Source organism: Bradyrhizobium sp. Ai1a-2 (genome assembly GCF_000426245.1).
Classification (GTDB): domain Bacteria; phylum Pseudomonadota; class Alphaproteobacteria; order Rhizobiales; family Xanthobacteraceae; genus Bradyrhizobium.
In genome coordinates this window covers 87721-103955 of the sequence record NZ_AUEZ01000009.1, presented here as the reverse complement: position 1 = coordinate 103955, position 16235 = coordinate 87721, and the positions used below count along the sequence as shown (strand labels likewise).

The 16235-nt window shown below is 64.7% G+C and carries 12 protein-coding genes; 6 read left to right on the top strand and 6 right to left on the bottom strand.

What is annotated here, in order from left to right; all coding sequences use genetic code 11:
* Positions 1-44: 44 nt before the first annotated feature.
* Both K288_RS0109255 and K288_RS0109250 read right to left on the bottom strand, forming a co-directional pair.
* Positions 45-3203, bottom strand: coding sequence for a multidrug efflux RND transporter permease subunit (locus tag K288_RS0109255; protein ID WP_027579292.1), 3159 nt, complete (start codon positions 3201-3203; stop codon positions 45-47).
* Positions 3204-3209: 6 nt separating this feature from the next.
* Entirely contained in the window at positions 3210-4421 is a 1212-nt protein-coding gene (locus K288_RS0109250) for an efflux RND transporter periplasmic adaptor subunit (RefSeq protein WP_152535451.1), read from the bottom strand.
* Between the two features lie 624 nt (positions 4422-5045).
* Between K288_RS0109250 and K288_RS0109245 the strand changes: the two genes are divergently transcribed.
* From K288_RS0109245 to K288_RS0109235, 3 genes are all read left to right on the top strand, one after another.
* Entirely contained in the window at positions 5046-6053 is a 1008-nt protein-coding gene (locus K288_RS0109245) for a hypothetical protein (protein ID WP_027579290.1), read from the top strand.
* Positions 6054-6274: 221 nt separating this feature from the next.
* Positions 6275-7303, top strand: a complete 1029-nt coding sequence (locus K288_RS0109240) for a peptidoglycan -binding protein (RefSeq protein ID WP_027579289.1) — start codon at positions 6275-6277, stop codon at positions 7301-7303.
* Entirely contained in the window at positions 7304-7759 is a 456-nt protein-coding gene (locus K288_RS0109235; protein ID WP_027579288.1) for a GNAT family N-acetyltransferase, read from the top strand.
* Positions 7760-7905: 146 nt separating this feature from the next.
* On the opposite strand, the gene K288_RS0109230 is transcribed toward K288_RS0109235, so the two are convergent.
* Positions 7906-9768: an ABC transporter ATP-binding protein/permease gene (locus K288_RS0109230; protein WP_027579287.1), complete on the bottom strand. Its 1863-nt coding sequence runs from the start codon at positions 9766-9768 to the stop codon at positions 7906-7908.
* Between the two features lie 185 nt (positions 9769-9953).
* On the opposite strand from K288_RS0109230, the gene rpmE reads away from it, so the two are divergent.
* Entirely contained in the window at positions 9954-10181 is a 228-nt protein-coding gene (rpmE, locus tag K288_RS0109225) for a 50S ribosomal protein L31 (protein ID WP_027579286.1), read from the top strand.
* A 168-nt stretch (positions 10182-10349) separates the two neighbouring features.
* On the opposite strand, the gene K288_RS0109220 is transcribed toward rpmE, so the two are convergent.
* Together K288_RS0109220 and K288_RS0109215 are read right to left on the bottom strand one after the other, a co-directional pair.
* Positions 10350-10862, bottom strand: coding sequence for a DUF1465 family protein (locus tag K288_RS0109220; RefSeq protein WP_027579285.1), 513 nt, complete (start codon positions 10860-10862; stop codon positions 10350-10352).
* Positions 10863-11358: 496 nt separating this feature from the next.
* A complete protein-coding gene (locus K288_RS0109215) occupies positions 11359-11550 on the bottom strand; it encodes a DUF1192 domain-containing protein (RefSeq protein WP_027579284.1) in 192 nt (63 codons plus the stop codon).
* Between the two features lie 155 nt (positions 11551-11705).
* Between K288_RS0109215 and K288_RS0109210 the strand changes: the two genes are divergently transcribed.
* Both K288_RS0109210 and K288_RS0109205 read left to right on the top strand, forming a co-directional pair.
* Positions 11706-12707: an NAD(P)H-quinone oxidoreductase gene (locus K288_RS0109210; RefSeq protein ID WP_027579283.1), complete on the top strand. Its 1002-nt coding sequence runs from the start codon at positions 11706-11708 to the stop codon at positions 12705-12707.
* Positions 12708-12828: 121 nt separating this feature from the next.
* Positions 12829-15705 (top strand): EAL domain-containing protein, encoded by a 2877-nt coding sequence (locus tag K288_RS0109205; protein WP_027579282.1) that lies wholly within the window; start codon positions 12829-12831, stop codon positions 15703-15705.
* Between the two features lie 138 nt (positions 15706-15843).
* Here K288_RS0109205 and K288_RS0109200 read toward each other — a convergent pair whose 3' ends face one another.
* Positions 15844-16128, bottom strand: a complete 285-nt coding sequence (locus K288_RS0109200; protein WP_027579281.1) for a hypothetical protein — start codon at positions 16126-16128, stop codon at positions 15844-15846.
* Positions 16129-16235 lie beyond the last annotated feature (107 nt).

Sequence of the window (16235 nt, the reverse complement as noted above, 5' to 3'; positions counted from 1 at the left end):
GATGCCCCGCCTGCGCGGGGCATGACTGTTCCGAGCGATTGCGCTTATGGCTTCTGGGGAGCCGGTGCCGGCGGCGCGTGCGGCTCCTGCGCCTTGGCTTCCTTCGGCTCGCGGTCGCCCGCCAGCACGCGTTGCACGCTGACGAAGAATACCGGGACCATCAACAGCGCCAGGATCACGACCGCGATCATGCCGCCCATCACGACGGTGCCGAGCGCCTGCTGGCTGGCGCCGCCGGCGCCGGAGGCGATCGCCATCGGAAACACGCCGAACACGAAGGCAAGGCCGGTCATCAGGATCGGGCGGAAACGCAGCGAACAGGCTTCGATGGTGGCCTCAAGCAGCGGCTTGCCATGCGCGCGCAGATCCTTCGCGAATTCGATGATCAGGATGGCGTCCTTGGCGGCAAGGCCGATGATGGTGATCAGGCCGACCGTGAAATAGACGTCGTTCGCCAGCCCGCGCATGCTCGCAGCGATCACCGCGCCGGTGACGCCGAGCGGTATGGTCAGGAGCACCGCGAGCGGAATCGTCCAGCTCTCGTACAGCGCGGCGAGCAGGAGGAACACCACCAGCACCGACAGGGCCAGCAAGAACGGTGCCTGCGAGCCCGACAGTTTCTCCTGCAGCGACTGTCCGGTCCACTCATAGCCGAAGCCGCGCGGCAATCTGTTCGCGAGTCGCTCCATCTCGTTCAGGGCGTCGCCCGAGGTGTAGCCGGGGCGCGCCTCGCCGGAGATGCGCACGGCGGGATAATAGTTGAAGCCCGCGATCTGGGTCGGTCCCTTCTGCCATTCGATCGTGGCGAAGGACGAGAACGGCACGAGCTGCCCGCGGTTGTTCTTGACGTTGTAGTTCAGGATGTCATCCGCATTCATGCGGGTGAACTTGTCCGCCTGCACCACGACGCGCTGCATGCGGCCGCGGTTCGGGAAATCGTTGATGTAGTTCGAGCCGAGATTGGTCGAGATCGTATTGTTGATGTCCTCGAAGGTGACGCCGAAGGCGCCGGCCTTTTCGCGGTCGATCACCAGATTGACCTGCGGCGCCGGCGGCAGGCCTTCGATATAGACCTTCTGCAGCACGGGGCTCGCATTGGCTTCCGCGACCAGGCGGTCGGCGGCGGCGGTGAGCTGGGCATAACCCTTCTGCCCGCGGTCCTGAAGGCGGAACGAGAAGCCCGAGGAGTTGCCGAGGTTGTCGATCGGCGGCGGCTGCAGCGCCGAGATCTTGGCGTCACGGATCGATGAAAGATCGCGGTTGATGTCGGCAACGAGCGCGGCCGCAGAATCCTTCGGCCCGCGCTCCGACCAGTCCTTCAGCGTGATGAAGGCCTGCGCGGTGTTGAAGCCCTGGCCGAGGAAGCTGAAGCCGGTGAGGAACGTGACGTTCTCGATCGCGGAGCGCGCCAGAAGATATTTCTCGACCTTCTCGATCGCTGCCTCGGTGCGGGCGTAGGAGGAATCCGACGGCGTCTGCACGTCGGTGGTAATGAAGCCCTGGTCGTCGACCGGCAGGAAGCCGCCGGGCAGCCGCACGAAGCCCCAGCCCAGCCCGACCAGGAGCGCCACATAGATCAGCATCAGCCGCCCGGTGCGCTTCAGCGACCAGCCCACCGTGCGTGTATAGCCGCCGCGAGTGCCATCGAGCGTGCGGTTGAACCAGCCGAAGATGCCGCGGCGGGAGTGACCGTGGCCTGCGGTGACCGGCTTGAGCAGCGTCGCGCACAGCGCCGGCGTCAGCGACATCGCGAGCAGCGCCGAGAACGAGATGGCGGCGACCATGGTGACCGAGAACTGGCGATAGATGATGCCGACCGATCCCGGGAAGAACGCCATCGGGATGAACACGGCGACCAGCACCAGCGTGATGCCGATGATCGCGCCGGTGATCTGCGACATCGCCTTGCGGGTCGCCTCCTTCGGCGACAGGCCCTCTTCGGCCATGATGCGCTCGACATTCTCGACCACGACGATGGCGTCGTCGACGAGGATGCCGACCGCGAGCACCATGCCGAACATGGTCAGCATGTTGATGGAATAGCCGAAGACCATCAGCGTGGCGCAGGCGCCGAGCAGCGCGACGGGCACGACGATGGTCGGAATGATGGTGTAGCGGATGTTCTGCAGGAACAGGAACATCACGACGAACACCAGCACCACGGCTTCGACCAGCGTCGACAGCACCTTCTCGATCGCGGCCTCGACCACGGGCGTGATGTTGTAGGGGATCTCGTAGGTGATGTTGGCCGGGAAGAAGCGCGACAGCTCCTTCATCTTGGCTTCCACCGCGCTTGCGGTCGCCAGCGCATTGCCGGTCGGCGACAGCAGCACCGAAAGGCCCGCCGTCGGCTTGCCGTTGAGGCGCGTCTGGAACTGGTAGCTGAGGCCGCCGATCTCCAGCCGCGCAACATCGCGCAGGCGCACGGTCGAACCATCCGGATTGGCGCGAAGGATGATGGCGCCGAACTCTTCCGGCGAAGAAAGCTGGCCCTTCACCAGCACCAGCGCCGAAACCCGTTGCGCGTCCGTCGCCGGCTCGGCGCCGATGCTGCCCGAGGCGACCTGTGCGTTCTGCGCTGATATCGCCTTGTTGACGTCGTCGGCGGTCAAGCCATAGCCGACCAGCTTTGCCGGATCGATCCAGATCCGCAAGGAACGCTCGGTCGAATACAACGTGGCGCGGCCGACACCGGGGATGCGGCGGATTTCGCCGAGCACGTTGCGGATCATGAAATCGCCGAGGCCGATCTCGTCGAGGCTGCCGTCGGTCGAGTTCAGCGTGATGATCTGCAGCACGGCACTGGAGGCTTCCTCGACCAGGATGCCCTGCTGGATCACGGCGCGCGGCAGGCGCGCCTCGATGCGCTTGATGCGGTTCTGCACCTCGACGGAGGCCTGGCTGGTTTCAGTGCCCGGCACGAAATTGGCGATGATCTCGACCTGGCCCAGCGAGTCGCTGGTGGATTCGAAATTCAGGATGCCGTTGGCGCCGTTCAGTTCCTCCTCGATCAGCCGGGTGACGCTGTTATAGAGGTTTTCCGGCGAGGCGCCGGGGTAGCTGGTCGAGATCGAGATCGAGGGCGGCGCAATGATCGGATATTGCGCGATCGCCAGCAGCGGAATCGAGATCGCGCCGATCAGGCAGATGAAGAGCGCGACGACCCAGGCGAAGATCGGCCTGTCGATGAAAAAGCTGGGCATCTCGGATCACCGCAGCGCTTGCGCGGCTTTATTCTCCGCCGGAGCGGCGGTCGAAGCATCCGCCGCCTCCGTGAACGCCTGCGGCCGGACCTTGTCGCCTGCCGCGAATTTCTGGAAGCCCTCGACCACAACGCGGTCGCCGGACTTCAGGCCTTCGGTCACGAATACCTGCCCGTTCTGCAGCGAGCCGGTACGGACAGGCTGAACCGCGACGCGACCGTCGTCCTTGACGACGAACACCTCGCTGCCGCCACCGCCATTGCGCTGGATCGCCTGCTGCGGCACCGCGATCGAGTCAGAGTCGATGCCCTGCTCGATCAGCACGCGCACATACATGCCCGGCAGCAATTCGCGCCTCGGATTGGGGAACTCGCCACGCAGGGTCACCTGCCCGGTATAGGCGTCGACCTTGGCGTCGGAGAACAAGAGCTTGCCGGGAATCGGATAGGTCGTGCCATCGTCCTGCAACAAGCGCACCTTCATCGCGTCAGCCGCAATGCGGTCGAGCTCGCCGGTCTCGAATGCGCGGCGTAGCTGGTTGAGCTCGGTGACCGACTGGGTGAAGTCGGCATAAATCGGGTCGATCTGCTGGATGGTCGCAAGCGAGGTGGAATCGTTTTGCACCACCAGCGCGCCTTCGCTGACCAGCGCGGCGCCGACGATGCCGTCGATCGGCGCACGAATGGTGGCGTAATCCAGATTGAGCTTGGCGCGCGCAAGATCGGCCTCGCGAGCCGCGACATCGGCTTCGGCCTGGCGCTGCGCAGCGATCGCCTTCTCGTTTTCGGCCTCAGGCATCGCCTTCTGGCTGTAGAGCGTCGTAACACGATGCGCGTGCTGGGCCGCCTGATCGAGCACGGCCTTGGCACGCGCGAGCGCGGCCTGATTGGACTGCACCTCGACCTCGAACGGCCGCGGATCGATGCGGTAGAGGGGATCGCCGGCCTTCACCTCGGTGCCCTGACGGAACAGGCGCTCGACGATGATGCCGGAAACGCGCGGGCGGACTTCGGCGACGCGCGTCGGCGCCACGCGGCCGGGCAGCTCACGCAGCACCGCGCGCGGCTGCGGCTTGGCGACGACAACGCTCACATCAGGTTCAGGCGGCGCCTCCGCCGCAGTGGTCGCGGCAGTGGGCTCGTCACAGCCGGCTAGGAGTGGCGCCGTGGCGGCCAGCATCAGGAGAATGCATGCCGTTCGCGCGCGTAGTCCGGACATTGAAAGCGTCGCCCCGAGTTTGAATTGTTGAACACAGCGGCAAGCGCGGCGTCGCTTCCGACTCCGCCCTGTCACGGTGTGCAGGATAAGGTGGAGGTGCTGCGACGCAATACATCGCGGCGGCGGCTCAATGTCACACACGAATAACTTATTGGATCAGCATATTTTTCTCCGATTCACCGGATTGTGAAACCGGTTCCATCGAAGCTTGTGGGGGTAGCACACCACGCCTTCTTCGACGCAGGGTGGCTGCCGTTGATTTGCTGGGATCTCCGAATCAAACGGGTACGATGTGACGGAAAGCCCTTGGCGGCATCTTCCGATTGCTTCTCGTCTCGCAGTATCCCGCCTCGACATCGGTTCGCGCGCTTCCATAATGGAGGGCGAATGCGAGCTGGACCCGCGGAATGCATCGGTCTGCATGTGCGTGCCGCTGCGACCGATCTCGGCCAATTCGCAACACCTGGAACAGCTTCGACCGAGACGAATTTCGGTGGATGACAGTACCGGCGTCGCCGTCCCGTTCGGCTTCCGCCCGGAAATACCGGTTTCCGATCTTTTTTCCCGCGGCCGCTGTGCCATATTGGCGGCCCAACGCGGCTTTTCGCAACGGACATGCCGGCAATGCCCTCCTCTCCCCGCTCCGACATGGAGACCGAACTCAGCAAATTGTCCTCTCCGCGCATCTTCCTGGTGCGGATGCTGGTATTCCTGGTGCTGTGCGCGTTGATCGGCATCGTCCTCTACAAGCAGATCGTCGTCGCCTTCTTCGCCAATCCAGGGCTGAACGGGCTGATCGGCGCCGTGCTCTTGATCGGCATCATCCTGTCGTTCCGCCAGGTGATCCGGCTCTATCCCGAGGTGCGATGGGTCAACAATTTCCGGATCGCCGATCCGGGGCTCGCGGTCGACCGGCGGCCGACTTTGCTGGCGCCGATGGCGGCGATCCTCGGCGGCGAGCGAAGCGGGCGGATGTCGATCAGCCAGCAGACGATGCGGCACCTGCTCGATTCCATCGCAACGCGCCTGGACGAGGCACGCGACATCTCGCGCTACATGACGGGCCTGTTGGTGTTCCTCGGCCTGCTCGGCACCTTCTGGGGCCTGATCGAAACCGTCGGCTCGGTCGGCAAGGTGATCGACGGGCTGAAGGTCGGCGGCGACGCCGGCGCGCTGTTCGACACATTGAAAGAGGGCCTCGCCGCTCCTCTCGGCGGCATGGGCATCTCGTTCTCGTCCTCGCTGTTCGGCCTCGCCGGTTCCCTGATCCTCGGCTTCCTCGACCTGCAATCCAGCCAGGCGCAGAACCGTTTCTATACCGACCTCGAAGACTGGCTGGCGACCACCGTGCGCGAATATGGCGGCGATGGTGTCGCCGCTGCTGCCGGCGGTGGCGCCGGTGTCCCCCTGCAGCACGCGATCGAGCGGCTGCGTGTCGCGGTGGAGGAAGGTGCCGGAACCCGCAACACCACGGCGGCGATGGCCAATCTCGCCGAAGCGATCCAGGGATTGGTTGCGCATATGCGCACCGAGCAACAGATGATCCGGGAATGGGCCGACGGCCAGGGCGAGCAGAACCGCGAGATCAAGCGCCTGCTCGAGCGCCTCGCGCGCCAGCCGGAGAAGAGTTAGAGAGACAGGGACGGTGTCGATCCTGAAGACGAACGAGAGCCACACGGTTACCTCTCCCGGAGGGAGAGGTCGGATCGCCTCGGCGATCCGGGTGAGGGGTTTCGCTCTATCGATAGACCGGGCGCCCTCACCCGGCGCTGCGCGCCGACCTCTCCCTCCGGGAGAGGTGTAACGTGCGGCCTCCCTCAAGGTACCCTTGCTAACGCTAGTAGAGAGTCAGAATGGCCCTTGCCCGTGCCCGCCGCGGTGAATCCGGCTTCAACTACTGGCCGGGCTTCGTGGACGCGCTGTCGACGCTGGTGCTGTCGATCGTGTTCCTGCTCTCGGTGTTCCTGGTCGTGCAGTTCTTCCTGTCGCAGGAAGTCTCCGGCAAGGACAAGGCGCTGGAGCAGCTCAATGCCAAGATCGCCCAGCTCAACGAGATGCTGTCGCTGGAAAAGCTCGGCAAGCTCAGCCTCAGCGAACAGATCGCGCAGCTTCGCGCCGGGCTCGTGACGGCCGAAGGCGAGCGCGACCGCGTCAAGGGACTCTATGAGGGCCTCGCCAATGCCGGCAGCGACGCGCAGGGCCGCGCCAACGAGCTCACCAAGGCGCTCGATTCGGAGAAGCAGGTCTCCACGCGGGCGCTGGCGCAGATCGAGGTGCTGACCCAGCAGATCAGCGCGTTGCGCCGCCAGCTCGCCGCGCTCGAGGAAGCGCTCGATGCCTCCGAGAAACGCGACAAGGAATCGCAGGGACGCATCGCCGATCTAGGCCAGCGGTTGAACGTGGCGCTGGCGCAGCGGGTGCAGGAACTGTCGAGATACCGCTCGGAGTTCTTCGGCCGCCTGCGCGCGATCCTCGGCAACCGGCCGGACATTCGCATCGTCGGCGATCGCTTCGTATTCCAGTCCGAAGTCTTCTTCGACACCGGACAGGCCACGCTGTTGCCTGAAGGCCGCGCCGAGCTCGACAAGCTCGCGGCAGCCCTGATCGATCTGGACAAGCAGATCCCGAGCGACATCCCGTGGGTGCTCAGGGTCGACGGCCATACCGACACGCGGCCGATCAACAGCCCGGTGTTCAAGTCGAACTGGGATCTCTCCGCCGCACGCGCGATCTCGGTGGTGCAATACCTGGTCTCGCTCGGGGTGCCCGCGCAACGGCTCGTCGCCGCCGGCTTTGGCGAATTCCAGCCGCTCGACACCGCGCAGACCGAAGACGCCTACAAGCGCAACCGCCGCATCGAATTGAAGCTGACGGAACGATAGGTGACGACAGAGTTTCAACTCCGCCCCTACCGCGCCGAAGACGAGGACGAGGACGCGGCGATCGAGCTGTGGCGGCGAACCTGGCAGCAGGCTTATCCGTCGATCGATTTTGATGCGCGCGTGGCGTGGTGGCGTGAGCGCTGGCGCAGCGAGCTGGTGCCGAAGGCAACCATCATCGTCGCGGAAGATGCAAATGCGCTGGTCGGCTTCGTGACCATCGATCGGAGCGGCTATCTCGACCAGCTTGTGGTCGATCCCGCGCATTGGGGCTCGAAACTTGCCTCGGCGCTGGTCGATGAAGCCAAGCGCCTCTCACCTGATGGCGTGACGCTGCTCGTGAACAAGGACAATGCGCGGGCTATCCGCTTCTACGAGCGCAACGGCTTTGCGCATGCGGGCGAGGACGTCAACCCGACGTCCGGGCGCCCGGTGTTGAAGATGCGGTGGGCGCCGTAGGAGAACTTGCCGCTCACTCGTCGTCATGCCCCGCGAAGGCGGGCATCCAGTAACGAGCGGCTTCTCCGTGTCCATCATCTCTCTGGAATACTGGATCGCCCGCCTTCGCGGGCGATGACATCTGTGCTTGGGGCAACGAAAGGAGGTTAAATCCCTTCGAATTGCAACCTTGCCAGCCTCGCATAGAGCCCGTTCGCAGCGACCAGCTCGGCGTGGGTGCCCTGCTCGACGATCTTGCCATGCTCCATCACCAGGATGCGGTCGCAGGACAGCACGGTCGCGAGCCGGTGCGCGATGACCAGCGTGGTGCGGTAGCGCATCAATTCTTCGAGCGCGGTCTGCACCAGGGTCTCGCTTTCGGCGTCGAGCGCGGAGGTGGCCTCATCGAGCAAGAGCAGCGGCGCATCGCGCAGGATCGCGCGTGCGATCGCGATGCGTTGGCGCTGGCCGCCCGACAATGTCACGCCGCGTTCGCCGAGCTGGGCCTCGAAACCGCCGGGCAGGCGGCGCAGGAATTCGGTGGCATGCGCGAGGTCGGCGGCACGCTCAACCTCGGCATCGGTTGCATCGGGCCGGCCGAAACGGATGTTCTCGCGTGCCGACGTCGCAAACACCACAGGGTCCTGCGGCACCAGCGCGATCCGCGAGCGCACCGCGCCTGGATCCGCCTGGCGGATCGGCACGCCGTCGAACGAGATCGTGCCGGAGGCAGGATCGTAAAACCGCAGCAACAGATGGAACAGCGTGCTCTTGCCCGCGCCAGAGGGACCGACGATGGCGACCTTTTCGCCTGATCGCACCCAGAACGAGACACCGTCGACGGTCTTCACCGACTGCCGCGTCGGATAGGCAAAGCTGACATTGTCGAACGCAACGTCGCCGCGGGCGGGCTGCGGCAGCGCCAGCGGCGCAGCCGGCGCCGTGATCTCCGGCTTGACCCGCAGGATCTCGAACAGCCGCTCGGCAGCACCGGAGGCTGCGGAGATTTCGCCCCAGACTTCGCTGAGCTGGCCAAGGCCGGTCGCAGCGAAGGCGGCGTAGAGGATGAACTGGCTCAACCGTCCGGGCGTGATCGCGCCCGCGAGCACATCGTGCGAGCCGACCCAGAGGATCACGACCACGCTCGAGAACACGATGAAGATGATGATCAAGGTGAGCACGGCCCGCGCGCGGGTGGAGTTGCGCGCGGCGTCATAGGCCTGCTCGACCTCGCGGCCGAAGCGCGTGGCGGCGAGGCGCTCGCTGGTGAAGGCCTGCACGGTCCTGATGGCGCCGACCAGCTCGGAAGCATAGGCGCTGGCCTCCGCGAGCGTATCCTGGGCATTGCGCGACAATCGCCGCACCCAGCGCCCGAACGCGACCAGTGGGATCACGATGATCGGGATCGCGAGCAGCACAAAGCCGGAAAGTTTCGGGCTGGTGACCACCATCATCGTGGCGGCACCGAGGAACAGCATCATGTTGCGGAGCGCGATCGACACGGAGGCGCCGACCGCTGATTTGATCTGGGTGGTGTCGGCGGTCAGGCGCGACACCAGTTCGCCGCTGCGCGCGGAATCGAAGAACGAAGGCGACAGCGACATCAGATGCGCGAACACGTCGCGCCGGAGATCGGCGACGATGCGCTCACCGATCGTCATGACGAGGTAATAGCGCGAGGCGCTGGCGCCGGCGAGCACCGCCACCACCGCGATCATCACGCTGAAATAGCTGTTGATCATGGCGATGCCTTCGGCCGTGAAGCCGAAGTCGATCATGCGCCGGACCGCGACCGGCACGATCAGCGTCGTGATTGCCGCAACCGTCAGTGATATAAGAGCAAGAATGGCCCGTCCGCGGTAGCGCGCCACATAGGGCGCGAGCTCCAGCAGCGGCTTCAGCCTGGCGCGGCTCTTCCCTGGCTGTTCGGTCAACGTGGATTCGACCAAGGCCTCGCCTTCGAGCAGCGCGTCGCGGCGCGGCGGCATCGTGGTGCTGGGCGGGTGGTCAAGCTGTTCGGCTGCGCTCATCAGGACAAGAACCAGTTTTTATCTTTTCCAGATAGGCCCCACCGCGGCGGCTGGCAAATCCGGAAGAGTCCTAATCCGGTAATCCCCGGTGGCTTGTTTTGCGGGTTTCCTTACGCTATAGAGCGCCCCAAATCCCGTATCTTTGGACCACTTGCGACGGGCGCCGGCGCGCCGAAGGAACTGCCATGAAAGCCGATATTCACCCGAATTATCATACGATTACGGTCGTGATGACCGACGGCACCGAGTACCAGACCCGCTCCACCTGGGGCAAGGAAGGCGACAAGCTGCAGCTCGATATCGACCCCAGGTCGCACCCGGCCTGGACCGGCGGCTCGCAGCAGCTCCTCGACCGCGGCGGCCGTGTGTCGCGGTTCCAGAAGAAGTTTTCGGGCTTTTTGAAAAAGGACTGAGCGGGCAAGGCTGCGCTCTCTCCTGTCGTCCGACAGACGCCCCTGCCCGTCAGGGGCGTTTTTGTTTCCACCCGTCATTGCGAGCGAAGCGAAGCAATCCATGCCAGCACTCGCGGCGCTATGGATTGCTTCGCTTCGCTCGCAATGACGGGTGGATAAAGTTTCCGCTTACTGCTCGAACGCGGCCTTCAGGCGGTTGAGCTGCGGCACCAGCGGGTTGCCGATCGCGGTGCGATCGGCGGGCGGCGCGTGGATCGTGCTGTCAAGCCGGCGCACGCGCGCCTGCAGGCTCATCGAGCGCGTGATCAGGTCCTGCAATTGTTGCGGCAGCTTCTCGATCAGCTCTGTCGGGCCCGGATCGGCCGCGGAGAGCTTGACCTTGGTCTTCTCCCGATTGGCCTGGGTCAGCGTCATCTCGCCTTCCTTCACCGCGCGATGCAGCAACAGCCAGGAGGCAAGTTGCATCAGGCGGGTGGTCAGGCGCATGCTTTCGGTCGCATAGGTCAGGCTGACGGAGCGCTCCAGCGCCTTGGCCTGGCTGCGGCCGTCGCCGTCGAGATAGGCGGCGGTCTCCTCGACCAGATCCATGCCCTCGCGGAACAGGGTTCCGAACTGTGCAGAATTGGTCAGCCGCTCGCTGAACAGAACAAGCGCGGAATCGCTTTGCGACCGCTCCAGCATGGTTAACGCCCTCACGCCACTTTTAATCTTTGTTTGAGCATGATCTTGCTTGAGATCATGCGCCCAACGCCGCCGGCGTTTGGCGCCAGCCTATGGTGAACAAATCATTGCGCTTGCGGAGCGAAGAGTCCAGACGCATCCGGATTTATGGTTTCCGGCCTCATGCCGGAAGCGACAAATTCATGACGAAATAAAAAAGAGCCGCCGTTTCCGGCGGCTTTGAAGTTGATAACAGGGAGGCGTCAAACAGAGTGGACAGGAGCCACTCGGTGTCCAAACGAGGACGATGCAGTCATAAACGAGAAAGCTTAATTGATCGTAAATGAGCGATTTTGTTTAAGCTTCGTTTGCCATATCGGCCATTGGCCTAGTTTGGGACAGGCGTAGCTCGCGGTTCGTAGCCCGGATGGAGCGCAGCGCAATCCGGGGATCGGTGCGAGCCGGATGCACCGGTCCCGGATTGCGCTGCGCTCCATCCGGGCTACGCGTTTGAACGCTACGACTTGAAGAAGCTGTTGGCGGCGTCCTTCGAGGCGCGCTTCTTGGTGATCGCCTCGCGCAGGCGCTCGACTTCGGCCGAGAGCATCGTCATGCGGTCGGTCAATTCCTCGACCGAGAGCAGCGACAGGTCCTGCCCGATCTCGTGCGAAATCTTCTTCCGCGGCCGGTCGTCATCTTCCATCGCCATGCGCGTCCTCCGTGCTTTGCCTTGAGCATGAAAAGCCGGTCTCCACTTTCCGGTCATGCTCTGTCACGATCCCGTCGCGGCGGTTGCCAGCGCGATCCAGGCTGGGTAATCAACGTGCCGCATTCGAAATCCTCGCATTTTGCCAAGGAAAAACCATGGAAAAGCTGCCAGCGCAAATGACCGTCGTCGGCATCAGCAAGCCCGGCGGGCCGGACGTATTGCTGCCGGAGACGCGCCCGGTGCCGGTGCCGGGCCAGGGCGAGATCCTGGTCAAGGTGAAGGCGGCCGGCGTCAACCGGCCTGACGTCGCGCAGCGTTCCGGTTCCTATCCGCCGCCGCCCGGCGCGAGCGACCTGCCCGGTCTTGAGATCGCCGGCGAAGTGGTGGCGGTCGGACCTGGCGCGACCAGGCACAAGGTCGGCGATCCCGTGATGTCGCTGGTCGCCAGCGGCGGCTATGCGCAATATTGCATTGCGCAGGACGCACAGGCGATGGCGGTGCCGCCGTCGCTGTCGATCGAGGAAGCCGGCGCGCTTCCCGAAACGCTGATGACGGTGTGGCACAATGTGTTCGAGCGCGGCGGCCTGCAAAAAGGCGAGACGCTGCTGATCCATGGCGGCTCCTCCGGCATCGGCACCATGGCGATCCAGCTCGCGAAAGCGCTCGGAGCCAAGGTGATCGTTACCGTCGGCTCGCAGGACAAGGCGGAGGCCTGTCTCAAGCTCGGCGCCGATCGCGCGATCAACTACAAGAGCGAAGATTTCGTCGCCGAGACCAAGGCCGCAACTGACGGCGCCGGCGCCAATGTCATCCTCGACATGGTCGGCGGCGACTACATCGATCGCAACTACGACGCAGCCGCGGTCGAGGGGCGAATCGTGCAGATCGCCTTCCTGGCCGGGACGCCCAAGGCGAGCGCCAATTTCGCCAAGTTGATGGTGAAGCGCCTGCACCATACCGGCTCGACGCTCCGCCCCCGTAGTAATGCGGACAAGGCGGCGATGGTTGCGGCGATCGAGGCCAAGGTGATGCCACTGCTCCGCGAAGGGCGCGTAAAGCCGCTGATGGACAGCAGTTTCCCGCTGGAAAAGGCTGCCGACGCCCACCGTCGGATGGAGACCAGCGCACATATTGGCAAAATTGTGTTGGTCGTTTAGTGCTTTCCACTGCTTGGTCCGGCCGGAAACCCTTTGATTTCCTTCGCTTTCGTGTCAATTATCCGGGAACGCTGGGGCGCTGGTTCGCCCGCATGAATCGGCAAAGCGCGGAGTACTGACATTGCGTCTGATCAGGTGGCTTGCGCCATTTGCGCTGGCCCTCATGATGGTTGTCGGCGCGGCCCCGGCGCGCGCCGTTGACGCCGTTAGCGTGCGCAGCGACGCGCCCGCGATCGATCTCACCGCCGTTCTCGATCACCAGCGCAGCGAGACCGACCGCATCCAGGTCTCGACCGCGCCCGGCACCGACGGCATCGTCCGCCGCATCGAGGTCCGCGCCCGCGAGGGCGGACAATACTGGGTGGTGTTCGCGCTCGCCAACAATACCGACGACCAGCTCGACCGCCTGATCGTGGCGCCACATTACCGCATCGTCTCATCCGGCCTGTTCTGGCCGGATCTCGGCCTGTCGCGCATCGCCACCATCACGCCATCGGTCGGCGACCGCCCCGAGCGGCAGGAAAGCCCGACCGCGGACGTCTTCCGCATCACGCTCGATCCGGGCGCCGTGGTCACTTTTGTCGCGGAATTGCGCACCGACAAGCTGCCGCAGCTCTATCTCTGGGAGCCGGAGGCCTACAAGGACAAGGTCAACTCGTTCACGCTCTACCAGGGCATCGTGATCGGCATTTCCGGCCTGCTCGCGCTGGTGCTGACAATTCTGTTCGTGGTCAAGGGCAGCATCATGTTTCCGGCGGCCGCCGCGCTCGCCTGGGCGGTGCTGGTCTATATCGGCGTCGATTTCGGCTTCTGGGCCAAGGTGCTCGACATGTCGAACAACGCCGAGCGCGTCTGGCGCGCGGCGGGCGAGGCGATATTGGCGGCGACGCTGCTCGTGTTCCTGTTCGCTTATCTCAACCTCAGCCGCTGGCATGTGCGCTACTCCCACATCACCATCGGCTGGCTCATGTTCCTGGGATCGCTGGTCGCGCTTGCGCTGTTCGATCCGGCGGTGGCTTCCGGCATCGCGCGTATGTCGCTCGTCATGATCGCCTTCGTGGGCTTTGCGCTGATCGTCTATCTCTCGACCCACGGCTTCGACCGTGCGGTGCTCTTGATCCCGACCTGGTTCCTGCTGGTGGTCTGGGTGGTCGCGGCCGGCATGACGGTGGCGGGCAGCGTCACCAACGACATCGTCGGCCCGGCGCTGCTCGGCGGCCTCGTGCTGATCGTGATGCTGATCGGCTTCACGGTGATGCAGCACGCGTTCGCGGGCGGCGGCGCCACCACCGGCGTCGTCTCCGATGTCGAGCGCCGCGCGCTGGCGCTGACCGGCTCGGGCGACCTGATCTGGGACTGGGACGTCTCCGCCGACAAGGTGTTCACCAGCCCCGAGACCGAGGCCCTGCTCGGCCTGAAGCGCGGCACGCTGGAAGGGCCGGCGGCGAAATGGCTGGAAGTGCTGCATCCGCTCGACCAGGACCGTTTCCGTGCAGCGCTCGACAGCGTGCTCGACCAGCGCCGCGGGCGCCTGGTGCAGGATTTCCGGCTGCGCACGCCGGACGGCCATTTCATGTGGTTCGCGCTGAAGGCGCGGCCTGTCGTGGGCTCCGACGGCGAGGTCTCGCGCGTGGTCGGCACGCTCACGGACGTTACCGACATCAAGAAATCCGAAGAGCGGATGCTGCATGACTCGGTCCATGACAATCTGACCGGCCTGCCGAACCGCAAATTGTTCATGGACCGGCTCAGTGCGGTCGCCAATCTCGCAAAGACCGTGCCGACGCTGCGGCCGACATTGATGGTGATCGACCTCGACCGCTTCAAGCAGGTCAACGATTCCGTCGGCATCGCGGTCGGCGATTCCATCCTGCTGACGCTCGCGCGCCGCCTCACCCGCATCCTCAAACCGCAGGACACGCTGGCGCGATTGGCCGGCGACCAGTTCGGCCTGATCCTGTTGTCGGAGCAGGACCCGGCGCGGATCACCGCCTTCGCCGAGACCATCCGCAAGACCATCCGCGCCCCGATCGCCTTCAACGACCGCGAGATCTTCCTGACCGCCTCGATCGGGCTGGCGCTCTCCGACCCGCAGACGCAGCTCACCGACGAGATCATCAAGGACGCCGAGCTTGCGATGTATCATTCCAAGCGCATCGGCGGCGACCGCATCGACGTCTACAAGCCGGCGATGCGCGCGCGCAAGACCGACCGCCTGACGCTGGAGAGCGAATTGCGGCGCGCCATCGAGCGGCAGGAGATCACGATCCTCTACCAGCCGATCGTGCGGCTCGAGGATCGCTCGATCGCCGGCTTCGAGGCCTTGTCGCGCTGGGATCATCCGAAACTCGGACGGATGTCGCCGTCCGAATTCATCTCCATCGCCGAGGAGATCGGCCTGATCGTCGACCTCGGCACCTTCGTGATGGACCAGACCGCGCGGCAGCTTTCGATCTGGCAGCGCGCGATGCGCTCGCGCGAGCCGGTCTTTGCCTCTGTCAACGTCTCCTCGCGGCAATTGCTGCGCCACGATCTGATCCACGACATCAGGAGCGTGCTGTCGCGCTCCTCGGTGGCGCGCGGCACGCTGAAACTGGAATTGACGGAATCGCTGGTGATGGAGAATCCGGAGCACGCCGCGCAGATGCTGGCGCGCATCCGCGAGCTCGGCACCGGACTGTCGCTGGACGACTTCGGCACCGGCCACTCGTCGCTGTCCTACCTGCAGCGCTTCCCCTTCGACACCATCAAGATCGACCAGTCCTTCGTCCGCACCACCAGCCGCGGCACGCGGCCCGTGATCCTGAAATCCATCATCGCGCTCGCCCACGACCTCGGCATGGACGTGGTGGCGGAAGGCGCGGAAACTGATTCGGATGCGGTCGAGCTGTACCAGCTCGGCTGCGAATACGCGCAGGGCTTCGCCTTCGGCGAGCCGATGGACGCCGACGCCGCGATGCGCCTGCTGACCGAAGAGCGGCTGGAAGCCGCGAGCTGAACTTCCGCTTTCCGCCGGCTGTCGCGCCCCGCGGAGGCGGGGCATCCAGTACGCCGCGGCTTCTCGGCTCTGCGACTGTCGTCTCTGAAATACTGGATCGCCCGGTCAAGCCGGGCGATGACGGAGCAAGCCCTGTGATTACAGGTCCCCGTCTTCGCGGGGACGACGGGTGTTGCGAGGGAGCCGCTTGAACTTCACGCTGTTGCCGTCGGCCTGGCGCGTGGCGACGTAGCCGGCCTCGAGGCAGGCCTCGCGCTGCGGCATCTTTTCCTGCGGGCTGCGGAGGCTATCCCACCAGGAGGCGCGCTGCGCCGCGCGCGGCAGCGGCGCGTCGATGATGGCCTCGATCTCCTCGAAGCTGAGCACCAGTTCGGTCAGCGTCTGCTTTTTCAGATAGTCCCGCAACGGGCCGTAATCGTTCACTTCAGGTCCTCAAGACTCGCACCATTGCCGAAAAACGTCATGCGCGCCAACCAACCGTTAACCCATTCGCGGATCGCTGTCGCCGCTTAAGGCGGCAACAATGTTTC